Here is a 24488-nt window from a genome sequence, read left to right as displayed (position 1 = left end):
TCGTCTCGCTCCCGCTCTCGCATCACCTACCCCCGTGGGTCCTCATGGCTGCCCCACACCCCTGCACCGGCATTCGGAGACTGTGACGCCGTCACACCCCTGCACCGGCATTCGGAGACTGTGACACTGTCACAGTCTCCCAGCTCAACTTCCTCCGGCGTCTTCTTCAGAGTTGTCGGCATCACTAGCGTCACCATTGGATGTCGCCTCCCACCCCGACGGCGTTGCTGAAGATGCCGGAGACGGCTCAGGCCCTGACTTGAACAATGCTGGGGCAAAGTCACTGCGTCTTATCCCTTTCAGCACATCCTGGGGAAGCTCACCATATTTCTCGATGGCCTCTCTCGCCTTGGCATTGTTGGCGGCGAAGTCATCGCGAGTGGCACCGCTGAATCCAGGGTATTTCTGAGGACTGGCACACAGGCTGCGCAATACATGCCCGCCTGTGCGGATAAGATCGTCTGTCTGGCGACGCCCGATCAGGGCAACATGGTGGGCGAGCATGACCTCTCTAACGAAACGATCGAAATCGATAAGCAAGCGGAGCGCCAACCAGCCGTGCTGTCCCCCGGTAAAGACCGGGATTCTCATGGGCTGCTGGTTCAGGTTCTCTTCCACTTCGAGTTCGGCGGGCAGTTTTTCCAGCAAGGTATGTGATTGGTTCAGTCGCTGGTCCAGCTGGATACGTGCATGTTTCAGGCGATCATCCAGCTTCAGCAACCAATAGTCGGCATAGGGATCGTCCTTGGCGGCATTCTGCTTGATCTTGCCAGCCAGCAACAGGAACTGACGCATTCCGATGATTTGTGGTAACCCGGATTCCACACCACGGCCATGCCAAAGGCGTACCGCGTGATGCGTGTGCAGCGTCAGCTCGATCTTGCTTCGTAGTGCGCCCAACCGGCCTGCTGTTGCCATAGTGCTCCAATCCTTCTTGCCTGAGAGGTCAATGTCGATTGGAAGCACTGTCTTGTGGCGACGGGTCACTGAATACCCAAAACCTTAATAGGATCCTTTAGGGTTTCTTACCGTCTGAGGCCCACTTTCCTTAAGCACGCCTCTCGTGCCTCGGCGGCTTCCCGGGGCGTCACTCTCGGGCAGGCAGTCTCCATACTCGGTGAGTCAGCTGAACGGGCATGGGTTGCAGCCACCTCATTACGAGGAGAAGTGGCATGGCTACGCAGACGGGTTTCTCCTCGTTTGACTGCTTGCTGTTGGGCATGCCCGGTGGCAACGAACTCTCCCTGCACGGCCCGCTTGATCAGTGTCCTCAAAAAGCCCTTGGGATGTCTCACCTCACCAGCTTCGATTCGCCCGGACGCTTCATCGAGCACGGGCTGGCGCAACTCACTCGGTAGATCCAGAAGCAGCAAAGACAGGGCCTGGCGGTCGGCAGCATCAAGTCCCAGCGAGCCGGGCCAAACCAGATTCTGATCCGGTGTGTTTCCTCCCTCGCGTGCGCGCACGGTACGGTTGTTACACACATTGTGTGTAGTACGTACCGTACTAACAGAGTTCTCAGGGAAAACTGAGGGGTAACTGGTTGATTCCGGGCTGAGTTCTTGCTGAGAACTCAGGGCAGTTCTCGGTGGACACTCCCTGAGTTCTCGTCGAGAACTGGCTGCCAAGTCATTGATAATCGACTGAGTTTTCACTGAGAACTGGCTGGACTTCGCTGAGGATCCGGGCGAGGTGGAAGGCGCCTGATGCCGTTTACGCGACTTGGCATGGGTGGAGGAGTCACGCATCAGTTCATGGCGTCTTGCCCGTTGCGACATGATCTGCAATCGATCCGGTAGCGAATGCAGCGCCCCCGATTGCTGGATCTCCTCGAATACCGAGTGAGCGACCGCATTGACGACACGATTGCGGTGCTCGAGACACTGGCAAACGAACTCCAGGTACTCGGCATCGAAGATCTCGGCCTCGGATGGCAACAAGGGTTCGTCGTGCAGGATATAGACATTGCCGATGACCCGGCCGTTGTGCTTGTCCCGAGCCCGATGCCCCAGGCTCAGCCAACGTGTCAGGCGCAGGACCGCGATCACCCGTGCCACTGTGGCACGTGAGGCCTGTTCACCAGGCGCCCCGCGCAGCAACGGCTGCAACTCGTCATAGGTCGGAAAGCAGGTGGTGCGATCCGGATTGACCAGCAGCCGCATCATTTGCCAGCCAAGCTTGTCGACATGACCGAGCCGGGGATCGAGCAAGAGTGCACGGGGAACCGTCTCGTGGGGGTTGCCGAAGAACAGCAGGCCATCCAGTTCCTGCTTGTCTCTCGGCGTCTTGTTCTCGGAGTTCGACGCCTCGCCTCGTCGTCGGGTAATGGCGGAGGCGGCACGCCCGATCAATGTTTGCCAGTCCCGTGTTCCGGAACGTTCTGCGACCGCCATCATGTCACTCCTTCATGGACGCACTCTTCCGCTGGCACTGTCGTACGCGGCTGGTCCGGTTCTGCCCACTGCTTGACCAGGTGCCAGATCACGGCCAGCGGCAAGCCGGTCTCACTCGCCAGCGTTATCATGCCCTGCACGTCCTCGGCATCCCGGGGATCCGGCGCAATATGCTGCCAGCGCTCCCAGGCATCATGTTCCTGCCCTTCCGATGGCATGGCGAGGCGCCCTTGGCGCGGCTCGATTCCCAGGAGCTGCCGTCGCGAGGCACAGTCATTCGTCGTCAGGCCGAAGAATGTGCCCATCATGCTGACGCTGGCTCCCAAGCGCAGACAGCGGTCGATCAACGATTCCCGATCCTGGTCTTCGTCGAGCCGCGATAGGATACCCTTGAGTGCCTGATGATCGACCGAGAAGCGTGCAAAAACCCGCCCCGTACAAGCCAGTGACTCGATCTCGCTGGCCCGCATACGCCGCAGCGTGCGCAATTCGTCTTCACTGAATCCCAGGGCCAGGGCCTTGCGCATGTTGCCTTCCCGCAACAGGGCCATGACCTGGGTCAGCAGTGCGTGATTGAGATGCTGGTTGATCGTCGTCATGCCTCGTCCCCCGTATTGTCATGCAAGTGGGCGCGGAGCCGGCGGATTAACCGGATCAAGCGGAAGTAGCGCACCAGGATGGCGTCATTCCACGTGCAGTCGGCATCGTCGCCATGGGTGCCGAGTAGTTCCCCCCATAGCGAGGCATCGGTGGGATACTCCGGATTCAATTCTCCGCGCAGGCTCGCCAGTGCCTGCCAGGCCAGCAGCGACCGACGATCCGGCGAATCCTCAAGAGGGATCAAATCGAAGCCGATACCTTCCTCGACAGGGACCACGATCTCGCTACCCCCAAATCCCCCCCAGCGGGCGATAGCCTGGGCGAATTCCCGCACCTGAATGCGCAGGGCCCGGATGGAGTCATGGGTCCCCTCAATGAACCAGATATCGGTAATCGGAGGCGTCGTGTCACCGGACATCAGGGGAATCGACAGGGGAGCCGCCCGTTCGAAGTCGATGGTGGCGACCCCCAGTTGTTCTGCCAGATAGTGCCGATATCCCCGCTTACCGGGGCTTTCCTGCCACTCCGACAGCACCTGTCCCTGAAGACGCGCCTGCCGCTCATCGAGGGATGCCCCCGCCGGCATATCGGTCGGTTCAGCCTCGGTAGCAGGCTCCTCGTCTGCCATCGGCGGGGGCATCAGCAACATGTCGGTCGAGGCATCATTTGACGAATCGGCACGTTGGGATTCTTCTTCCTGTAGTTGTGCCACCTGCTTGCGAAGTCGGGTCAGCTCGTTGTTCTGCTGCTGACTGGACTCCCTCTCCGGCATGGAAGTGTCTGCCTCGATCTCCGATGTATCGTGACACTGCTCACCCGTTGCCCGGTTCGACTGCACCGATGAAACACCTGGACCGTCGTTATCGGGCGTTCGAGGGTTGCTGCGGTGTTCCTCCTCCGGTAGCGGTGGGTAAAGCGTGGGGGGCAAGGCATCGGGATCGCGCTTCAGGGTCAGTTCATCATCCAGCGGGAGAAACGCCTCGTGCTCTTCCAGATCCCATCGCCGCTTGCGAAAAGTCACGATGTTGTCGAGCACCAGCTCGATGATGTTGTAGTGAACGCCCGTACGGTCGACCAGCATCCCGCACAACCGATCGATAACGATATTCCAGGCCAGTACGGTCTGGCCTTCATCGTCGTGCCAGGCGAGGGTTTCGTGCCATGCCTCGGCAAAGTCCTCTGGCATCACTTCCTGGTCGCAGCGCTCCCAGATCAGGCGGCAGGCCTCACGATAGGAAATGAGTTTAGCCACCTGGTCCTTGCCCATCCCGCTGTACAGCGTCTGAGGAATCGTCGGCAGGAAATGCTCGACCGTATACGCCATCCGACTGATCAGGCTGCGATCGATCACATACCCATCAGCAGCAAGACGACGGGTCAGTTCGCTATTGCTGAGTTCCTCGCCAATCTCCTCCTCGTATATCGACCTGGCCTCCAGCACCTTCACGGCCCGTTCGACCCACATCAGATTGCCACGGGTGTCGTTCTCCGCCAGATGCCCGGCCAGGACGCGGGCTTCTGATACCCAGGGCCGGAAGATGCACCAGAACTCGAAATAACGACGGTCACCGGTCTCCTCATAGAGCTCCTGGAGGATCTGCAACCGGGTATTGCCCCCGTCACAGATGATGTACTTGTCATCCCCAGGGCGCTGGCTGATCACTGGTGGGTGCTTCAGCCCCACCTGCCGGATGCTCTCCTTGATCTCGTCATATTTCGGGTTGCGTTGGGTCCGGGGATTACGGTCATACGGCCGGATCCTGTCCAGCGTCACCGACATGCCCATCTCCTCGTTGGGCGCACTTAAACTGTCCACCCGAGGGGTATTGAGCCTGGGGCCCGGCTGCAGCAGCTTTTTCGTCAACTCATCTTTCGCCAGAAGTCTGCTCATGACGGCTGATCCTCCCTCGCCCCTGCCTCACTCGCCATCCTGACGATGTCCCGCATACCTCTTGCCGGATCGAGCAAGACCTCGATCCGCCAGGTGAGACACCTCAAGTCGGCCAGCAACGATGACAGGTCGGCGTGGTCGAGCCGACGGTTCCAGACGGCGACCTGATCTCGAATGGTGAAGAGGTTGTCGAGCACGATCGTGAATAACTGGATATCCGAGAGGTCTGCCATCTCCAGTTGCTGCCAACGCAGCCGGCTGCGGATATCGATCGGTGGCCTGACCACGACACGGCACAGCAGGCAGCTATCCTCGAGCAGGGCGAGCATTGCCTGTTGATCGCGGGTCGGCACGTCAGGATGAGAGGTCTGCCAACGGCGATAACGCGTGAGGCAGTGCGCGAGTGGCGAGACGAAATAGCACAGGCCACGGTCAGGGGTCAGGCTGGTCAGATCCCGTCTTCGGCACACGCAGTGACCGGGTAACGTATTCAGGGCATTGGAGCGCAAGCTAGCCATTCGTCAGTCCCTCCCTGTGATCTGGCGCGCCTTGGTGGCTTTGGCCTGACGCTGTGCCCGGCGCAGTCGAGCCAGGGCGTTCCGCTGGGCTCGCCTGTCACTCGCGGTGAATGGCGCGAAAATGACACCGCAACCTGGCTTGTAGAGCCGCAGGTGGCCACCGGATGTCCGGCTTACCTGCCATCCATGCGCCACAGCAAACTCGATCACGCGTTGCATCCCACGGCTACCTCTGGCCGCGACTGGAATGAGATTAGGCATGACGCCCCCCCTTGAGCCGCAGCTCGTCCCGCTGATTGGAATCGTGAGAAGGACCCCGCCGCCCCAGGCACCGGCAAAACAACCACCGACGTTGCCCATGGCGCCTGCGCCATGCTTGCTCTGGTTGCCGGATTTCGCGTCGCTCGCGTGATGGGCGTTCGGACTTCGCGAGGTCATGTAGCCAGTTCATGCCACCGCCCTCCCTTGATCACGGCTCAACGACGAAGCCACCTGGCGGATGACAGTGAGCAGCATCCGGCGACGCGACGCCTCTCGTGGGTTTCCCTGGATGGCTTCCAGTCCGATGAGCGCGGAGTTTGCTGCCTCGGCTGGCGCCGTCAGTTGCCAGTGCTCGTAAATGTGCCTGGCCACGGCCACATTGGCCTGCCTCAACACCCCCATGGGCAGGTCCTTCGAAGAGGCGGGCTGCTCCGCCACTTCGATGGCGGCTTTCCTGAGTACGCCGGCAAGCATCCTGCGGCGGGCGATCTGCCCAGGCTGGTCCTGCAGCCGGGACAGCAAGGTCAACGATGTTCGTGCCGCGGCCATGGGGTGTTGACCGAGCTGGCATTCCAGGCTTGCCCTGGCGTCGGTGACGCTCGTGTGTAATAGGTAGTCATTCATGGCATCGCCTCCCGGACGCGGGCCTCGTCCAGTTCACGCATGAAATATTCCCCGAGTGGCGTGAGCGGCCTTGCATACAATGCCCAGACCGACTCCCCGTCCTCGCTCGGGCCACTGAAAATCAGCTCGTAGCCGGCGGGCGGTTCCATGCCGTACTCACCGGGGGATTCGGTACCGTTGGCGTCACCGGCTTCGTAGCGGGCCGCCATCGGCGATTCGAAGGAATTGACGGTTATGAACCTGCCGTCGAGGCCCAGGGATCTCAGCAGCAGAATTCGATCCCAGACCAGATCGGCAATCGGCTCGGCAAACAGCACCGCCTGGATAGCCTTCATTCCCCACCCCCTTCCGCCATGGGCGGGATGGTGAGTTCAGGCACGGCATCCAGTCGCGCGAAAAGCTGATCCAGCTGTGGATCATCGGCGTCACGGAACCGCATGAAGGCGGCCTCCAGGCTGCCGCGGAGCATGGCCTCGCAAACCTGGGCGAAACGCCGGTCATCCAGTTGGCTGAAGTCGCCGTTGACATGCACGATGGGAATGTCCACGAGCTGGTAACCCGTGCGTCGCTCGGTCACGCGAACGGCTTCCCCTCTCACCAGGAAGGCAAATGCCTCCACCTTCCGCCCCTGGTGCCGTCCTTCGGCAACCTCGATCATCAGATCGCCAAAGGCATACACCGGGCGTGGACCAGCGTTGGTGGCGACATGACGGATACATGCCTCATCCGGCCCCCCCTGGAGCAGCGTCATGGATTCGTAGAGTTTCATGCCACTTGACCTCCCTGATTGCCGGTTTCCGACCGTTTCCATTCAAGCGCTTCGAAGCGTGAGCAAGTGTCGAGAAACGCCAGGTGTACCGTGCCGATGGGGCCGTTACGCTGCTTACTCAGGAGCACTTCGGCCAGCCCGTGGTTGTCGGGGTTATCGGGGTGGTACACCTCATCGCGGTAAAGAAACGCGATGACATCGGCATCCTGTTCGATGGCCCCGCTGTCACGCAGGTCGGCCAAGCAGGGACGCTTGTTGGGTCGGTTCTCCAGCGAGCGATTGAGCTGGGAGAGCGCAATCACGGGGGCATGAAGTTCCTTGGCCGTCTCCTTGAGGATCCGGCTCACCGTGGCCACTTCCAGGGTGCGATTTTCCGCTCCGGGCTCGTGCAGAAGCTGGAGGTAGTCGATAAGAATCAGGGAGGGACGCCCATAGCGGCGAACCATCCGACGAGCTCGAACCTTGAGCGATGACGCCGTCACGCCGGACCGGTCATCGATATACAGGCGTCCCTCCAGCTCTGTGAGCCGACTGACCGCGGCCGTGACCTTCGGCCAGTCCTCGTCGTCCAACATCCCCGTGCGCAGTTTCTGGAGCGATACCCGGCCAAGACTGGCGATCAAACGCAGCATCAACTGCTCTTCCGGCATCTCGACACTGAACACGAAAGCCGGCGCCGTCGCCGTGACCGTTGTCGCAGCCATCAAGGCATTCTCGACCAGGTTGAGCCCGAAGGTGGTCTTGCCCATGGCGGGGCGACCGGCTACCACGATCAGGTCTCCTGGCTGCCAGCCCGCGGTCAGTCGATCAAGATCGACATAGCCGCTCGGTGTCCCGGTGATCCCGCCCTTGGCGTTGAAGGCGGTATCGATGGCGTCGACGGCCCGGGACAACATGTCCTTGACCGAAGAGAGTTCCGAGCCTTGATCCTCCGTGAGCGCGAACAGACGATGCTCGGCGTCCTCGATCAACTCACGTGCTGATTTGCCCCGCTCACCAAACGCCTGCCGGGTCAGGTCGAAACAGGTATGGATCAGTTGCCGTAGCTCATAGCGGTCCCGCACGATGCGGGCATAGACCGGAACGTTACCTGTTCCCGGAGATTGGCGAACCAGTTCGGTCAATGCAGACAACCCGCCGACCTGCTCCAACTGGCCCTGGCATTCCAGGCGTTCACTGACGGTCACCAGGTCGATGGGCTGGCTCTCCTCGGCCAGAGAGGCGATCGCTGCAAAAATCGCCTGATGGCCAGGCCGATAGAAATGGCAGCTGGCCACGCTATCGGCGACGTCGTCCCACAGCTGGGCGTCCAGCATGATGCCGGCCAGCAGTGAAATCTCAGCCTCGAGGCTATGAGGTGGCACGATGCCCGTTTCAGGCACTGCATCCTGGCGAGACGGCAGAGGCTCAATGACACTCATAGCTGCCTCCCGCCATCACGGCTTTGGGTGCCATACCTTCGATCAGCGGCTCCCAGTCGGGGTTGAGTTCGCAGGTGACCGCCTTGATTTGATCCGCCGCCGCGGGAGCCCTACGACCGGCCGGTTTGCGCGTCTCGTACTGGTGAACCGGCACGCCCGCCGAGGCTGCCTGACGAAAGGCCACGCCGGCGCGAATCGTGCTTTTCAGAATTCGGACGCCCTGATCACCTGCGGTGAACATCTCGGCCAGGGTATGGTGGATATTGCGTGCATCGACCGTTTCGTCCAGGCGGTTGATCAGCACGGAGACGGGCGGAACGCTGAGATGGGTGAACCGGCTGAGTGTCTCCAGATCGCGCAGCAACCCGACGGTGCCACGAACGAATTCCCGCGCCGAGAGCAGTTCGGGGGTAATGGGAGACAACGCCTGATCCGAGGCCAGGACAGCCATCTCCAGCGTTATGGAACGGGCCCCCTGGGTATCGATCAGGACAACGTCGTAGTCATCACGAAACGCCCCGAGCAGGTGGGCCAGTCGGAATCGCCCATCAGGCGCGTTGAGCAGCAACTGGGGCAGCTGCCCGCCATGGTCGTTGGAAATGATGATGTCGAGGTGGGGATAGGCAGTTTGCGACACCACATGATCGGCGGCGGTATCGCCAAGGGCGATCAGCTCATAGATCCCGCCGGGTGCCTCGAATCTGAGAGGGAAATAGCTGGAGAGTGTGGGCTGGATATCCAGATCGGCGATCAGGACTCGCAGCCCTGCATCGGCGAGTAGACCGCCCATGTTGGCGGTGACCGTGGTCTTGCCGACACCGCCCTTGCTGGAGATAACAGAGATGATTCTCATCGCTAAGCTCCTCGGCTCCGTTGAGGGGGAGACGAGTGCACAGCCGTTATCAACTCTTACGCGGTCATCAATCCCGAAAGGACATTGGGCGGGTAGAGGACAGACCGAGTGGCGATTGCCTGGTCGGAACTGGCTCCTCGAACAGGACTCGAACCTGTGACCCAGTGATTAACAGTCACTTGCTCTACCAACTGAGCTATCGAGGAACGACCGGCAGACGCGGAAAGGCAGGGGGTAGGATGGCTCCTCGAGCAGGACTCGAACCTGCGACCCAGTGATTAACAGTCACTTGCTCTACCGACTGAGCTATCGAGGAATCTCTTGCAAATCAGCTACCTACCTGTGTTCCGTGAATGTTGGCTCCCCGAGCAGGACTCGAACCTGCGACCCAATGATTAACAGTCATTTGCTCTACCAACTGAGCTATCGGGGAACGACCCGGAACACGCGACGTAGTATACGGATCACTTCGTGAAGGTCAAGTCGATGCTACGATTTCAGGAGACAAATCCCTTGCCACAGTGGTTCCGTGGGCCATGAAGCGAAACGCCCGCTCGATTTTTTATCGAACGGGCGTTTCAGGATTCGCCGTGGTGGCTACGCCCTGACTCGAACAGGGGACCCCATCATTATGAGTGATGTGCTCTAACCAACTGAGCTACGTAGCCAGTTGCGGGCGGGATTCACCGAATACCGGGGAAGGCCGACAACGGGTGCGCATTATGCCTGCGGGCCCGCTGCTTGGCAAGCCTGCAGCGGCACCTCAACCCTCGATATCCAGTGCACTTCTGACAGCCTTTAGACCGTTTCCGCCCTCGCGGGCGGATACACCATCGAGCCATTGCTTCAGTACATCGGGATGCTTCCGCAGATAAGCGCGGGCAGCATCGCGTGGTTCCTTGCCCTCATCCAGAATCGCACTCATCAGCCGGTTCTCCATCTCCAATGTGAACTCCAGGTTCTTGAGCAGCGTTCCGACATTGGCACATTCCTCGACATAACCGGCTCGCGTATTGGTATAAACGGTCTCTCGCCCCCGATCGGGACCGAAATAATCATCGGCCCCCTCCAGGTAGGCGATGTCGAAATTGACGTTCATCGGATGCGGCTCCCAGCCAAGGAACACCATCCATTCCTCACTTTGCACCTTGGAGCGCAACTCAGCCAGCATACCGGCCTCACTGGAATCAATCAGGTGCCATTCTTCCAAACCAAAAGCTTCGTCATCGATTATGTCCTGGATGATCAGGTTGCCGTCACTGCCAGCCTCGATGCCGTACAGGCGTTGCCCAAAGTGCTCGGCGTGCTCGGCCAAGTCAGTCACCGAGGTCACCCCTGCCTCATGAACGTACTGCGGCACCGCTAGCGTATACTTGGCACCATGCAGGTTGGCAGCGACTCGGTCGACATCCCCTTGATCGACATAAGGATCACTGATCGACGCCATCGTAGGCATCCTGTTACCCAGGAAGATATCGAAGTCGCCGTTGCGCAGTCCTGAGTAGACAAGGGGAACCGATGCCGTGTTGGTCCAGGTGTCATAGCCAAGACCCTCGAGCACCTCACGGGTGAGTGCCGTGGTCGTCGCGACATCGGTCCAGCCCACTTCCGCAAAACGCACCGACTGACAGCTCTCAGGTTCTTTTGCCATCAGTGGAGCCGCGCTCAGAACCAATGCGGCCACCCCTAGCATCGGCAGGGAATTCTTCAATGTCTTGCTCATCGCTTCCTTTCTCCAGCCTTCCTATTCCTTGGGACAAGTCATTACACTCGGTATCCCCCTCCTTGTTAAGCTCGATTCATAGCGAATCTGACATACCATATCACGACACGATCTTTTTTATTGATTGAACGTTCAATAAAAAAGATACATACTTTTCACGATAGAGGTAGCGACCAGCACCCGGCTCTGCAACGAGAACGAACGAGTGCCGGAGTTCGCGAGCGCTACTCAGAGAGGAGACAAGACCGGTGCCAAAGCTCGGAATGGAACCCATTCGCCGCCGCCAGCTGATCAAAGCCACCATGGAGGCTATCGATGAAGCCGGCCTGGCCGATACCACTATCGTGCGTATCGCCCGGCGTGCCGGTGTCTCCGCCGGCATCATCAGCCACTACTTCGGCGGCAAGGATGGGTTGCTGGAAGCCACCATGCGTCAGATTCTCAGCGATCTTGGCGAGGCTGTGACACGTCGACGCCAAGCGTTACCAAGCGATTCGCCGCGTGATCATCTGCGAGCCATCATCGACGGCAACTTCGATCGCAGCCAAGTCAGCCAGTCGGTAATGAAAACCTGGCTGGCATTCTGGGCCAGCAGCATGCACAAACGCGATCTTCAACGTCTTCAGCATGTCAATGACAGAAGACTGTACTCCAATCTGTGCCATCAATTCCGGCATTGCCTAGCTAAGGAAGAGGCACGGCAAGCCGCTCGTGGCCTGGCCGCGATGATCGACGGCTTGTGGCTGCGCGGTGCCATGGCACCGGAAGGGCTGGACGTCGATCGCGCTCGTGGGCTCGCCTACGACTATCTCGATACACAACTCGCTAGACGAACAACGACTCGGCAAACCACTGTCACAACGAATGACTGACCCGCGCTAACGGATGCGCAGTCGGTTTCTAACTCCCACAGGAGGACCCCATGGCGACAATCGAACTCCAGCAACTCTATATCGGCGGGCGCCGAGTGGACGCCACCTCCGGAGAAACGTTCCAAGTCATCAATCCTACCGATGGCACGCTCCTGGCCGAGGTCCAGCAAGCCTCTCAGGCCGACGTGGATACTGCCGTGGCCTCGGCCCGTGAAGGTCAGAAGAGCTGGGCCGCCATGACAGGTATGGAACGCTCTCGCATCCTCAACCGCGCGGTGAGCCTGCTTCGCGAACGCAACGACGAATTGGCTGAACTCGAAACCCTGAATACCGGCAAGCCAATCAGCGAGACCGCCGCGGTGGATATCGTCACCGGTGCCGACGCCATTGAATACTTCGCTGGCTTGGCTCCAGCCATAGAGGGCTCGCAGATCCCACTGCGCGAGTCTTCCTTCGTCTACACGCGCCGCGAGCCGCTGGGCGTGGTCGGCTCCATCGGCGCCTGGAACTATCCGATCCAGATCGCTTGCTGGAAGTCCGCCCCTGCTCTGGCGGCGGGTAATGCCGTGGTCTTCAAGCCCAGCGAGGTCACCCCCCTGACCACCATGAAGCTGGCAGAAATCTTCACCGAGGCTGGTTTACCCGACGGTGTATTCAACGTGGTGCATGGTGACGGTCGTGTCGGACAGATGCTCACTGCCCACGAGGGTATCGACAAGATCAGCTTTACCGGTGAGGTAGGTACCGGCAAGAAGGTCATGTCGGCTGCTGCCGGCTCGACACTGAAGGACGTCACCATGGAGTTGGGTGGCAAATCGCCGCTGATCGTGTTCGACGATGCCGATCTGGATCGCGCCGCCGACGCCGCGATGATGGCCAATTTCTACTCCAGCGGCCAGGTCTGCACCAACGGTACCCGAGTGTTCGTGCAGCGTTCGGTCAAGGACGCCTTCGAAGCCAGGATCAAGGAGCGAGTGGCGCGCATCAAGTCAGGCGATCCACTGGATCCAGAGGTCAATTTCGGCCCCTTGGTCAGCTTCGAACATCAACGCAAAGTGCTGTCCTACATCGCTATCGGCAAGCAGGAAGGCGCCCGCGTGCTGATCGGTGGCGAGCCGATGGCCGAAGGTGATTTCGCACATGGCGCCTGGGCTGCCCCCACGGTCTTCACTGACTGCACCGACGACATGCGCATCGTACGCGAAGAGATCTTCGGCCCGGTGATGTCGGTGCTGGTCTTCGACGACGAAGAGGAAGTGATCGCTCGCTCCAACGATACCCATTATGGCCTGGCCGCCGGTGTCTTTACCGAGAACCTGACCCGTGCGCACCGCACCATCCATCGCCTGGAAGCCGGCATTTGCTGGATCAACACCTGGGGCGAGTCGCCGGCGGAAATGCCGGTGGGCGGCTACAAGCAGTCCGGCGTGGGTCGTGAGAACGGTATCTCGACACTCGATCACTACACCCAGATCAAATCGATCCAGGTGGAAATGGGGCCGTTCCCACCGGTGTTCTAACTCTAACCGGCTCACATAAGAGCGGCAGCATGCAAGAGGTGGAGTCACCGCATTTCCACCTCACGCTGCCGCTCGCTCATCGATCTGACGTACGCCTCTTATCCTGGAGGGCTCCAATGACAAAAGCTCACGAGTTCGATTACATCATCATCGGTGCCGGCTCGGCCGGCAACGTGTTGGCCACACGTCTCACCGAGGACGCCGATGTCAGCGTACTGCTGCTGGAAGCCGGCGGCCCGGACTACCGCTTCGACTTTCGTACCCAGATGCCAGCCGCCCTGGCCTTTCCCCTGCAAGGCAAGCGCTACAACTGGGCTTTCGAGACCGATCCCGAACCCTACATGAACAACCGCCGTATGGAATGCGGTCGCGGCAAGGGGTTGGGCGGGTCATCGCTGATCAACGGCATGTGCTACATCCGCGGCAACGCCTTGGACTACGATAACTGGGCCAAGGCGTCCGGTCTTGAGGACTGGACCTACGCCGACTGCCTGCCCTACTTCAAGAAAGCCGAAACGCGCGACATCGGCCCCAACGACTATCATGGCGGCGATGGACCGGTCAGCGTGACCACGCCCAAGCCCGGCAACAATCCCCTCTACCATGCCTTCATCGAGGCCGGACAGCAGGCTGGCTATCCGAAGACCGAAGACGTCAACGGTTACCAGCAGGAAGGCTTCGGCCCCATGGACCGTTTCGTCACGCCCAAGGGACGCCGCGCCTCCACCGCCCGGGGTTATCTGGACCAGGCCAAGCAGCGGCCCAACCTGACCATCGTTACCCATGCCACCACCGACCGCATCCTGTTCGAGGACAAGCGTGCCGTGGGAGTAAGCTATCTGCACAAGCGACAGCCAGTGGAAGCCCGCGCCCGTCGCGAAGTCCTATTGTGCAGCGGCGCCATTGCCTCGCCACAAATTCTGCTGCGTTCAGGAATCGGCAACCCCGAGCATCTCAAGGAGTTCGGCATCCCCGTGGTGCATGACCTGAAGGGTGTCGGCGAGAATCTCCAGGACCATCTGGAGATGTATATCCAATATGAATGCAAGCAGCCGATCTCACTGTATCCAGCACTGAAGTGGTACAACCAGCCCAAGATCGGTGCCGAGTGGCTATTCCTTGGTACCGGCGTCGGTGCCAGCAACCAGTTCGAAGCGGCCGGGTTCATTCGTACCCGTGACGAAGAGGAATGGCCTAATCTGCAGTACCACTTCCTGCCAATCGCCATCAGCTACAACGGCAAGAGCGCAGTGCAAGCCCATGGCTTCCAGGCCCATGTCGGCTCGATGCGTTCGGAAAGCCGCGGCCGTATCCGCCTTACCTCGCTCGACCCACGTGAGGCCCCCAGCATCCTGTTCAACTACATGTCCAAAGACAAGGACTGGCAGGAATTCCGCGATGCCATTCGCCTGACCCGTGAGATCATCCAGCAACCCGCCATGGATGCCTACCGTGGCCGCGAGATTTCACCCGGCCCGAACGTGCAATCCGACGCCGAACTGGACGACTTCGTGCGTGCCCATGCCGAAACCGCCTACCACCCCTGCGGTAGTTGCAAGATGGGCTACGACGACATGGCGGTGGTCGACGCCGAGGGACGCGTGCACGGCATGCAAGGGCTGCGGGTGGTGGATGCCTCGCTGTTCCCTGTCATCCCTACCGGCAATCTCAATGCCCCGACCATCATGCTGGCCGAGAAGATCGCCGATCGAATTCGCGGCCGCGAACCACTGCCGCGCTCGAATGCGCCCTACTACGTCGCCAACGGCGCCCCGGCACGTACTGCCCCCCAGGTTCAGGACCAAGCGGGATAGCGTTACCTGTATCCGTTCACCGCATATGGTGATGTCCACTTCACCCCACCCCCGGTGGGGTGTTTTTTTATAGGGGATGAGATGTTCTCTCCTTCTGGTCAGTCTGTCTCATATGCACTAGGCTTGAATAATTCAAACGCTTGTTAGAGTATCGTGACACCCTGACTTGCAGACGGAGGTCTCGCATGACCCAACTCGCTCTCGTTGTCCTGGCCGTGGTCGGTCTGCTGATCGTCATGCGCCGCGAAGCCGGTGCACCAGCCGCGCTCGGCGTACTGGCCGTGCTCGGTATCGCCGGGATGCTGTTCGGCGCTCCCCTGCTCGGCCTTGTGCTGCTGGTCGGTGCCGCGGCGGTTGCTGCCTGCGGCTTGCCGACATTACGTCGCCGCTGGCTGTCGCCGAGGATCTTTGCCACATTCCAGAACGTCGCACCCAAAGTTTCGGATACCGAGCGTGTCGCCCTGGAAGCCGGCACCGTCGCCTGGGATGGTGAGCTATTCACCGGCAGGCCGGCGTGGGACAAGTTGCTCGCCTATCGTGATGACGGTTTGAGCGAGGAAGAACATGCCTTTCTCGACAAGCAGTGCTCGGTCGCTGCTGGCATGTGCAATGCCTGGGAAATCACCCGCGAGCGTGCCGACCTGCCAGCGGAGCTATGGGATTACCTGAAGCGAGAAGGCTTCTTCGGCATGATCATACCCAAGGAGTATGGCGGCCTGGGCTTCTCGGCCAAAGCCCAATCGGCGGTACTGCAGAAGCTAGCCATCAACGAGACCTTGATGGTCACCGTGGGTGTGCCTAACTCACTGGGGCCGGGCGAACTGCTGCTCAAGTACGGGACCCAGCAGCAGAAGGATCATTACCTGCCACGCCTCGCCGACGGACGCGAGATCCCCTGTTTCGGCCTCACCGGCCCGCGAGCCGGCAGCGATGCCACCTCGCTGCCTGACACTGGTGTGGTCTGCAAGCAGGTCATCGATGGCGAGGAAGTGCTCGGTCTGCGCCTGAACTTCGAAAAACGCTGGATCACCCTGGCGCCCATCGCCACTGTGATTGGCCTGGCCTTCCGCATGTTCGACCCAGACCACTTGCTGGGCGAAGAGGAAGACTTGGGTATTACCTGCGCGCTGGTGCCACGCGATACCGAAGGCATGGAGATCGGTCGTCGCCATCATCCGATTGGTAGCCCGTTCATGAACGGCCCGATCAAGGGCAAGGACGTGTTCGTGCCCTTGGATACCATCATCGGCGGACCGGAGATGGCCGGTCAGGGTTGGAGAATGCTGGTCGAATGCCTGTCGGTGGGACGCTGCATCACCCTGCCCTCCGGTGCTACCGGCACTTCACGCTACGCGCTGGGCTGGACGGGAGGTTTCGCCCGTATCCGCCGTCAGTTCAACCTGCCAATAGCAGAGATGGAAGGCGTCCAGGAGCCATTGGCACGCATCGCCTCGCTCACCTATATCGCCCAGGCCTCGGTGATGCAGACCGCCAACCTGATCGATCATGGCGAAAAACCCGCTGTGCCCTCAGCGATTCTCAAGAGCCAGCTCACTGAATTCCAACGTAGCCTGCTGGCCGACGCCATGGACATTCATGGCGGCAAGGCGGTAACCCTCGGGCCGCGCAACTACATTGGCATCGGCTATAGTGCCAACCCGGTAGCGATCACCGTGGAAGGTGCCAACATCATGACCCGCAACCTGATGATCTTCGGCCAAGGGGCGATCCGCTGCCATCCCTATGTTCTGGAGGAACTGGCTGCCAAGGATGCCGACGACATCCAGGCATTCGACAAGGCGTTCTTCTCCCATGCTGGGCTGATCTTCGGCAATGCGGCGCGTGCCTTTACCCAAGGACTGGGAATTGGCAAGGCCGATACGCCTTTCGACGAGGTCGCTTCCCCCTATGCCCAGGACGTTGCGCGACTCTCGGCCGGCTTCGGCCTGTGTGCGGATGCTGCCATGGCGAGTCTAGGAAGCAGCCTCAAATCTCGCGAAATGCTCTCGGCACGTCTCGGAGACGTACTTTCCAACCTCTACCTGACATCAATGGTGCTGAAGCATTGGCATGAATCGGACAAGGTCGAAGGCGAGGCCACGCTGCTGCGTTATAGCTGTCAGACGCTGCTGTATCGCGCCGAACAAGCGCTGGTCGAACTGTTCGACAATCTGCCCAATCGGGCGTTGGGCAAACTGCTCTCCGTTGTGGTGATGCCATTGGGACGCCGCTGGAACAAGCCCCAGGACGATCTGACGCGTGAAATCGCTCAGAGCATCTCCCATCACACCAGCCTGCGCAGTAAGCTGATCAGCAACACTTGGGACCGGCAGGACGGTAAACGGGACAATCCCTTGGCCCACTACAATGCCTTGCTCGCGGACTACCCCAAAGCCGAGCCGCTCTACCACAAGGTCAACAAAGCCTATGCCAAGGGCGAGCTACCGGTGGGTGCCTTGCACCCCGAACAACGCGTCGAAGCAGCGCTGACCGCTGGCATTCTCAGCGAAGAAGAAGCACGCTTCATGCGTGAATTCGAGGCCGAGGTACTGGAGATGCTCAGTGTCGACGACTTTGCGTTCGATGCCTTCGCTCAGCAGCAGGATAAGGTGGTTTGGCACAACGCCGCCTGATTGACTTCCCGGCCACGGATGGCACCAATCCTTGTAGGAGCCAATTCATTGCGCGATCCGGCCGCAGGCCGGCATTTCTCGGCAGTGCCGCCTTCATCGCGAAGCAAAGCTTCGCTCACACTCCAGCCATGAGCCCCGGTGGGAGCGCAGATTTTCTGCGCGATCCGGCCATCAGGCCGGCATTTCTCGGCGGTGCCGCCTTCATCGCGAAGCAAAGCTTCGCTCTCACTCCAGCCATGAGCCCCGGTGGGAGCGCAGATTTTCTGCGCGATCCGGCCATCAGGCCGGCATTTCTCGGCGGTGCCGCCTTCATCGCGAAGCAAAGCTTCGCTCTCACTCCAGCCATGAGCCCCGGTGGGAGCGCAGATTTTCTGCGCGATCCGGCCATCAGGCCGGCATTTCTCGGCAGTGCCGCCTTCATCGCGAAGCAAAGCTTCGCTCACACTCCAGCCATGAGCCCCCGGTGGGAGCGCAGATTTTCTGCGCGATCCGGCCGTCAGGCCGGCCATCCCTACAACGGCCAGACCAGCAGAATCATCGGTATGGCCGTCACCAGCACCACCAACGACAGCGGCAAGCCAAGCTTCCAGTAGTCGCCGAAGCGATAGCCGGCAGGCCCCATTACCAAGGTGTTGGACTGATGGCCGATGGGTGTCAGGAAAGCACACGAAGCACTGATTGCCACGACCATCAGGAACGGATCCAGCGAGAGATCGAAGCCTCTGGCCAGGCTGGCGGCGATGGGCGCCATCAATAATGCCGCAGCGGCATTATTGACCACATTGGAAAGCAGCATCGAAATCACGAACAGCCCCACCAGGATCGCCACCGGCGGCCACTGGCTGCCAAGTCCCAACAGCGTCTCGGCGATCAATTTCGCCCCACCGCTGGTCTCCAAGGCCTGGCCTACGGGAATCATCGCCCCCAACAACACGATGACCGGCCCGTCGATGGCCTGATAACCATCGCGCAGTGCCAATACGCCGACCAGTAGCGATATCACCGCCGCCGTCGACAGAGCCACGGCGGCCGGCAACAGATCCAGCAGCATGGCAAGAATCGCCAGGCTGAAGATCGCCACCGACAGCAGCAGCATCCGCGGTTGACCCAGGGTCAGGTTGCGGCTGGCCAGCGGCAGGCAACCCAACGTTGGCAGACTCTCGTTGAGATCGCTCTCTCCCCCTTGAAGCAGCAACACATCGCCAGCACGAAATCGTACGTCGCGCAGTCGTTGCTTGAGACGCGACCCATCGCGCGCCACCGCCACTAGATGCAGACCATGTTGGTTAAGCAGTCGTAACTGCTGCACGGTGCGGTTGATCATCATCGAATCGTTGCGCACCACCGCCTCGACCAGTTGCAACCCCTCGGTATCCACCCGGCGTTTTTCCGCTTCCTTGTCTGCACGCGATCGACGTTCGCCATCGTCCTTCTTATCGCCGGCATTCGACTCGGATGTCGATTCGAGGCCCTCCGCCGCATCCCGTTGCGGCGAGGCTTCATCCGCCTCTTCAGCGGCATCCGCGTCTGCAGTGTCGTGGCTGCCGAGTTTCAGCCCAGCCTTGTTCTCGAGCAACTTCAATTCGTCGGTACCGGCCTCCACCAGCAGGATATCGCCTTCCCGCAGGCTACTCAGGAAGGTATGACCGGGTTTACGCTTGTCGTCACGCACTACCGCCAATACCGGTATGGTCTCCTCAAGGGCTTCGTGCAGCTCGCGTAACGTCCATCCCTGAGCCTTGGAATCCTGCGTCACTCGAAGCTCGCTCAGGTAGTTGGCGGTATCGAAAAGTTCATCCGCAGAGGCCTGGCCCTTGCGCCGCGGCGTTAGGCGCCAACCCAACAGCACGAGAAACAGCAAGCCGACCACGGCGACGCTTACCCCAACCGGGGTGAATGAGAACATACCGAAGTTGTCGCCGGTCTGAGCACCACGATAACTGGCGATGATGATATTGGGTGGAGTACCGATCAGCGTCATCAAGCCGCCCAGCAACGAACCGAAGGCTAGCGGCATCAAAAGCAGCGACGGCGGGCTATCGTGTTCGCGAGCCATGCGAATTGCCACCGGCAGCATCAAGGCCAGCGCCCCGACGTTGTTCATCACCGCCGATAACACCAGCACGGTACCAGTCAGTACCAGCAGTTGCAGCAGCAGGTGGTCACCGACTTTCAAGGCCTGTTCGGCGATGATATCGACCACCCCCGAACGCTCGAACCCCTTGCTCAACACCAACACCGCCGCCACCGTTATCACTGCGGGATGCCCGAAACCTTGGAAAGCCTCACGTGCCGGCACCAGCCCCAGCATTACGCTCACCAGCAGGGCCATCAGCGCCACCAGATCGTAACGGAAACGCCCCCACACGAAAGCCATCAGGGTCAATCCCAGTACGATGAACACCAACGTCGCATCGGACATCTATGGCCACCTCCTTGTGCGTTACCCCTCACGGCTCGGCAAACGGCAGAGGGGCCTGTGCGTCTCGGCGCACTTCAAAAACGTTCAACGTCATGGCAACGAGAGCGTAGTAACCGAACACTCCTACCAGTTCGACCACGGCGGGCTCGCCAAACGTCTCGATGGCCTCGGAATAGAGTGCATCGTCGATACGCTTTGTCGTGTATAGCGTCTTGCCCAGGCGATGAATCAGACGTTCGTCATCACGATCGAACGCCGGCTCACGACCGGTACGTAGCGCCTCGATCACAACCTCGGAGATACCCGCTTCGCGGGCGATGGGTTCATGGATCTGCCACTCGGCCTGAGACTGCCACCAGGAAGCGGTGAACAGGATCGCCAACTCGGTCAAGCGCAGTTCCAGACGTGTGTCGTAGCGGCAGAACGCTCCCAAGCGCTGGGCACGGTCGGCCAGTTCCGGGCTATGGATCCAGGCCAGGAATGGACCGTCGAGATTGCCGCGTGGGCCGCTCAGGATATTACTGAGCACGCGCCGCTGGGCGTCGTCCATCTGCTCTTCTAAAAGTGAAGTGAGGCGAGATTGAATGGCCATCGTCGCTCCTCTTACAGGCCACCCAGCGCGCTGCGCAGGGCATCATCGAGTTTCTGGACGAGTTCGTCCAGATGGTTGTCGTCGAGAATGAACGGCGGTGCCAGCAGAATGTGATCTCCCTGCTTACCATCGATGGTGCCGCCCATCGGATAGCACATCAGTCCTTCCTCCATGGCAGCCTTCTTGATGCGCGCATGCAGCTTCAGATCAGGATCGAAAGGCGTCTTGCCGTCACGGTTCGCGACCAGCTCAAGGCCTTGGAACAGCCCCCGACCACGAATGTCGCCAACATGGGGATGCTCACCAAAGCGCTCGTGAAGCCTCTGACTGAGCTCTTCTCCCAAACGACGCACACGGGGCAGCAGATCGCGAGATTCAATCGCTCGTTGCACGGCCAGCGCCGCGGCACAGGCTGTCGCATGCCCGATATAGGTATGCCCATGTTGGAAGAATCCCGAGCCATTGGCGATCGCATCGTGGATACGACCACTGACCAGAGTGGCACCGATCGGCTGGTAGCCAGCACCCAGCCCCTTGGCAATGGTAATAAGGTCAGCGCTGATGCCCTCTTGCTCGGCGGCGAATAGCGTCCCGGTGCGTCCCATGCCGCACATCACCTCGTCGAGGATCAGCAGCACACCATGGCGATCGCATACCTCGCGGACACGTCGGAAATAGCCGGGTACCGGCGGCACCGCCCCCATCGTGGCACCGACCACGGGTTCGGCCACGAACGCCATCACGTTTTCCGATCCGAGTTGCAGAATCTGCTCCTCGAGTTCGGCGGCCAGGCGAATGCCGAAAGCTTCCGGTGTCTCGCCATCCCGCAAGCCACGATAGGCATAACAAGGACTGACATGACTGACATCGATCAGCAACGGCTCGAACTGACGACGCCGCCATTCGTTACCCCCGGTAGCGAGCGCCCCCAGCGTGTTGCCGTGATAACTCTGACGACGCGCGATCAAGTGCTTGCGTTGTGACTGGCCGATTTCGATGAAGTACTGACGGGCCAGCTTCAGTGCCGCCTCGATCGCCTCGGAGCCTCCCGAGACGAAGTAAACCGATTCAAGACCCTGCGGAGCACGCTCGACCAGGAAGTCGGCCAGCGTCTCCATCGGCTCGGTAGTAAAGAAAGACGTATGCGCATAGGCAAGCGTACTCACCTGCTCGCGGATAGCCTCGATGACATCGGCATCGCTGTGCCCCAAGCACGACACCGCGGCCCCGCCGCTGGCATCCAGGTAGCGGCGCCCTTGATCGTCGATCAGGTAAGGCCCATCGCCGCTGACGGCCGTGGGGTAGCTCTGCTTCAGACTGCGGTGAAATACATGGCTCATGTTCCACTCCAGGAGGTAGACATCACAAATGCAAATAGTAAATGCATTTTTAAATATCGCAATAAAATTTGCATAAACCTACCAATCCATTATGCTCATGCTATTGACCATAGCTCAGTCACCGAGACAACCGAGGAAAGCTCACCGATGACGATACTTGCCACTCCTTCACCGGATACGCTAAGCGAGCTCAGGCAAATGCTCGAGGCGCTCGATGCAGGGGAGGCCGGCATCCGCCTGGGCAACCGCTCCCGGCAGGTTCTCACCGCACTCATCGAAACGCCTCAACAGACGGCCGTCTCTTCTATCAGCGAGCTTGCCACACGCTTGGGCGTGAATGCCTCGACACTCACACGCTTGGCCCAGCGCCTGGGCTACGGCGGTTTCAATCAGTTCCAAGAGGTATTTCGTCGTGAGCTCACTGAAGGCAAGCACTTCTACAGCGATCAAGCCTCGCAGTTGATGACCGCCAGTGGAGAAGGGGAAGGACTATCTCGATTGGCCCGGCTCGGCCGCCAGGAGAGCGCCAACTTCGCTGGCCTGCTCGAGCGAATCGACCCCGAGGCCTACCAACGAACGGTCGAGCGCCTGGCAACGGCGCACCGCGTACGTGTTCACGGTATGCGCCAGTTCAACTCGCTGGCCCTGTTCCTGTCCTATGGGCTTGGCATGTTGCGTTCCGATGTCGCCGTGCTGGATGCGAGCCGCCAAGGCGTCGCTGATGCCCTGGCCCAGCTCGACACCGGCGACCTGCTCGTCGTGGTGAGTTGCTTTCCTTATACACCTAGCGTCCTGGCCACGGCGGAAGTGGCCGCACGTCATGGAATCGAGGTGATCGCGCTGACCGACTCAGCGAACTCGCCGCTGACCAAGGTGGCCACGCACAGCTTCCAGGTACCCAATCACAGCCTGTTCTTCAGCAACAGCATGTGTGCCTTCATGCTGCTCGCCGAGGGATTGCTGAGCGAAGTCGCCAGCCATTTGGGCGACAGCGGCCTGGCGGCACTCAGGCAACGCGAGCGGATGATCACCGAACTCAATTCGTCGCTCTAAGCCTGTCGGAAACGGCAGCGCCCGCCTCTCAGGAGGCGGGCGCTGGGATGGCATAGGGAGCAAACTTGCTTAGGGCAAAAGGATCGTCGATCCGGTGGTCTTGCGCCCGGCCAAAGCTTCCTGGGCCTTGGCAGCTTCCGCCAGTGAGTAGCGCTGTCCGATGTCGATCCTGACCTTACCGCTTTCGAGCACGCCGAACAGATCGTTGCACATCATCTCGAGCCGTTCACGTGTATCGGCATAGCCGTTGAGACTAGGGCGCGTCACATAGAGCGAGCCCTTCTGGTTGAGGATGCCGATGTTGACGTTTTCCACCGGACCAGAGGCATTGCCGAAACTGACCATCAACCCACGTTTCTTGAGGCAATCCAGCGACGTCTCCCAGGTATCCTTGCCCACCGAGTCGTAGACCACATCGCACATCTCGCCATTGGTCAGCTCGCGCACCCGCTCGACCACATCTTCCTTGGTGTAATCGATGGTCGCCCAGGCACCGTTCTTCTCAGCGAGATCCGCTTTCTCACGCGAGCTCACCGTACCGATCAGCTTGACGCCCAGCTCACGTGCCCATTGGCAGGCGATGGAACCCACACCACCGGCAGCAGCATGGAACAGGATCGTCTCGCCCCCCTCGAGCGGGTAGGTCTGGCGCAGCAGGTATTGCACGGTCAGGCCCTTGAGCATGCATCCCGCCGCAGTTTCGAACTCGATACCATCCGGCAGCACCACCACCTTGTCAGCCGGTAGCGTGTGGTATTCGGCATAGGCACCGAGAGGCCCTTGGGCATAGGCCACGCGATCGCCTGGCTTGAGATGTGACACCCCCTCGCCTACCGCGTCGACGACTCCGGCACCCTCCGTGCCCAACCCGGAAGGCAAAGACGGGGCCGGATACAAGCCGGTGCGGAAATAGATATCGATGAAATTCAGGCCCACTGCCCGGTTTCTGATGCGAACCTCCCCAGTACCGGGTGATGATGGCTCGGCCTCGATGAGCTCGAGCACCTCGGGGCCACCGGTGCGAGAAAACTGGATGCGTTTGGCCATCGGAATCTTCCTTATTCAGCTAACGAGTTTGGTTCACCATACAAGCGCCGCTGACAGGATAGGTCAAGTCATCTCCCCTCACCCCGATGAACTCGACCCACGGATCGTCCTGTAACGATGCAACAAAAGCTTCACCGAAACG

Annotated in this window: 22 protein-coding genes and 4 tRNA genes; 6 read left to right on the top strand and 20 right to left on the bottom strand. The window is 60.2% G+C overall.

The window, feature by feature from the left end; translation table 11 throughout:
* Positions 1-144: 144 nt before the first annotated feature.
* The 16 genes from L861_RS20420 to choX all read right to left on the bottom strand — a co-directional run bounded on the left by L861_RS20420 (position 145) and on the right by choX (position 11053).
* Complete coding sequence (locus L861_RS20420) at positions 145-918, bottom strand: PFL_4669 family integrating conjugative element protein (protein WP_016418555.1); 774 nt, start codon at positions 916-918, stop codon at positions 145-147.
* A gap of 107 nt (positions 919-1025) precedes the next feature.
* Positions 1026-2396, bottom strand: coding sequence for an STY4528 family pathogenicity island replication protein (locus L861_RS20415; RefSeq protein WP_144063085.1), 1371 nt, complete (start codon positions 2394-2396; stop codon positions 1026-1028).
* Positions 2393-2992, bottom strand: a complete 600-nt coding sequence (locus tag L861_RS20410; protein WP_016418553.1) for a DUF2857 domain-containing protein — start codon at positions 2990-2992, stop codon at positions 2393-2395. Before L861_RS20410 ends, L861_RS20415 begins: the two co-directional genes overlap by 4 nt.
* On the bottom strand, positions 2989-4884 hold the full coding sequence (locus tag L861_RS23810) for a ParB family protein (protein WP_016418552.1): 1896 nt from the start codon (positions 4882-4884) through the stop codon (positions 2989-2991). The genes L861_RS20410 and L861_RS23810 overlap by 4 nt, the downstream gene beginning before the upstream one ends.
* Positions 4881-5402, bottom strand: coding sequence for a hypothetical protein (locus L861_RS20400; protein WP_016418551.1), 522 nt, complete (start codon positions 5400-5402; stop codon positions 4881-4883). The genes L861_RS23810 and L861_RS20400 overlap by 4 nt, the downstream gene beginning before the upstream one ends.
* 3 nt (positions 5403-5405) lie before the next feature.
* Positions 5406-5663 (bottom strand): hypothetical protein, encoded by a 258-nt coding sequence (locus L861_RS20395; protein ID WP_027947860.1) that lies wholly within the window; start codon positions 5661-5663, stop codon positions 5406-5408.
* A 186-nt stretch (positions 5664-5849) separates the two neighbouring features.
* The gene (locus L861_RS20390; RefSeq protein WP_016418549.1) at positions 5850-6287 is read right to left on the bottom strand and encodes a hypothetical protein; all 438 of its coding nucleotides are present in this window, start codon (positions 6285-6287) and stop codon (positions 5850-5852) included.
* Complete coding sequence (locus L861_RS20385; RefSeq protein ID WP_016418548.1) at positions 6284-6622, bottom strand: hypothetical protein; 339 nt, start codon at positions 6620-6622, stop codon at positions 6284-6286. Before L861_RS20385 ends, L861_RS20390 begins: the two co-directional genes overlap by 4 nt.
* On the bottom strand, positions 6619-7056 hold the full coding sequence (locus L861_RS20380; protein ID WP_016418547.1) for a hypothetical protein: 438 nt from the start codon (positions 7054-7056) through the stop codon (positions 6619-6621). The genes L861_RS20385 and L861_RS20380 overlap by 4 nt, the downstream gene beginning before the upstream one ends.
* Complete coding sequence (dnaB, locus tag L861_RS20375) at positions 7053-8477, bottom strand: replicative DNA helicase (protein ID WP_016418546.1); 1425 nt, start codon at positions 8475-8477, stop codon at positions 7053-7055. Before dnaB ends, L861_RS20380 begins: the two co-directional genes overlap by 4 nt.
* Complete coding sequence (locus tag L861_RS20370; RefSeq protein ID WP_016418545.1) at positions 8464-9330, bottom strand: ParA family protein; 867 nt, start codon at positions 9328-9330, stop codon at positions 8464-8466. Before L861_RS20370 ends, dnaB begins: the two co-directional genes overlap by 14 nt.
* Before the next feature lie 130 nt (positions 9331-9460).
* Positions 9461-9536, bottom strand: a tRNA-Asn gene (locus L861_RS20365).
* A gap of 34 nt (positions 9537-9570) precedes the next feature.
* Positions 9571-9646: transfer RNA gene (locus L861_RS20360), tRNA-Asn, on the bottom strand.
* Between the two features lie 41 nt (positions 9647-9687).
* A tRNA-Asn gene (locus L861_RS20355) sits at positions 9688-9763 on the bottom strand.
* A 158-nt stretch (positions 9764-9921) separates the two neighbouring features.
* Positions 9922-9998 (bottom strand) — tRNA-Met (locus L861_RS20350).
* A gap of 95 nt (positions 9999-10093) precedes the next feature.
* Positions 10094-11053, bottom strand: coding sequence for a choline ABC transporter substrate-binding protein (choX, locus tag L861_RS20345; protein WP_016418544.1), 960 nt, complete (start codon positions 11051-11053; stop codon positions 10094-10096).
* Positions 11054-11301: 248 nt separating this feature from the next.
* On the opposite strand from choX, the gene betI reads away from it, so the two are divergent.
* From betI to L861_RS24615, 5 genes are all read left to right on the top strand, one after another.
* Positions 11302-11925 (top strand): transcriptional regulator BetI, encoded by a 624-nt coding sequence (gene betI, locus L861_RS20340; RefSeq protein ID WP_179944134.1) that lies wholly within the window; start codon positions 11302-11304, stop codon positions 11923-11925.
* Between the two features lie 50 nt (positions 11926-11975).
* Entirely contained in the window at positions 11976-13445 is a 1470-nt protein-coding gene (gene betB, locus L861_RS20335) for a betaine-aldehyde dehydrogenase (protein ID WP_016418542.1), read from the top strand.
* Between the two features lie 116 nt (positions 13446-13561).
* Positions 13562-15259, top strand: coding sequence for a choline dehydrogenase (betA, locus tag L861_RS20330; RefSeq protein ID WP_016418541.1), 1698 nt, complete (start codon positions 13562-13564; stop codon positions 15257-15259).
* Between the two features lie 185 nt (positions 15260-15444).
* The gene (locus tag L861_RS20325; RefSeq protein ID WP_016418540.1) at positions 15445-17892 is read left to right on the top strand and encodes an acyl-CoA dehydrogenase; all 2448 of its coding nucleotides are present in this window, start codon (positions 15445-15447) and stop codon (positions 17890-17892) included.
* Complete coding sequence (locus tag L861_RS24615; RefSeq protein WP_144063084.1) at positions 17874-18485, top strand: hypothetical protein; 612 nt, start codon at positions 17874-17876, stop codon at positions 18483-18485. The genes L861_RS20325 and L861_RS24615 overlap by 19 nt, the downstream gene beginning before the upstream one ends.
* On the opposite strand, the gene L861_RS20315 is transcribed toward L861_RS24615, so the two are convergent.
* The 3 genes from L861_RS20315 to L861_RS20305 are packed head-to-tail and all read right to left on the bottom strand — an operon-like array spanning position 18404 to position 22246.
* Positions 18404-20314, bottom strand: a complete 1911-nt coding sequence (locus tag L861_RS20315) for an SLC13 family permease (RefSeq protein WP_016418539.1) — start codon at positions 20312-20314, stop codon at positions 18404-18406. The genes L861_RS24615 and L861_RS20315 overlap by 82 nt on opposite strands.
* Positions 20315-20342: 28 nt before the next feature.
* The gene (locus L861_RS20310) at positions 20343-20906 is read right to left on the bottom strand and encodes a carboxymuconolactone decarboxylase family protein (protein ID WP_016418538.1); all 564 of its coding nucleotides are present in this window, start codon (positions 20904-20906) and stop codon (positions 20343-20345) included.
* Between the two features lie 11 nt (positions 20907-20917).
* A complete protein-coding gene (locus tag L861_RS20305) occupies positions 20918-22246 on the bottom strand; it encodes an aspartate aminotransferase family protein (protein ID WP_016418537.1) in 1329 nt (442 codons plus the stop codon).
* A gap of 147 nt (positions 22247-22393) precedes the next feature.
* Between L861_RS20305 and L861_RS20300 the strand changes: the two genes are divergently transcribed.
* On the top strand, positions 22394-23299 hold the full coding sequence (locus tag L861_RS20300; RefSeq protein WP_021029247.1) for a MurR/RpiR family transcriptional regulator: 906 nt from the start codon (positions 22394-22396) through the stop codon (positions 23297-23299).
* Between the two features lie 69 nt (positions 23300-23368).
* Here L861_RS20300 and L861_RS20295 read toward each other — a convergent pair whose 3' ends face one another.
* Positions 23369-24346 (bottom strand): NADPH:quinone reductase, encoded by a 978-nt coding sequence (locus L861_RS20295; RefSeq protein ID WP_016418535.1) that lies wholly within the window; start codon positions 24344-24346, stop codon positions 23369-23371.
* Positions 24347-24488 lie beyond the last annotated feature (142 nt).

The organism is Litchfieldella anticariensis FP35 = DSM 16096 (assembly GCF_000409775.1).
Lineage (GTDB): Bacteria > Pseudomonadota > Gammaproteobacteria > Pseudomonadales > Halomonadaceae > Litchfieldella > Litchfieldella anticariensis.
This window is presented reverse-complemented; position numbering and strand designations above follow the sequence as displayed.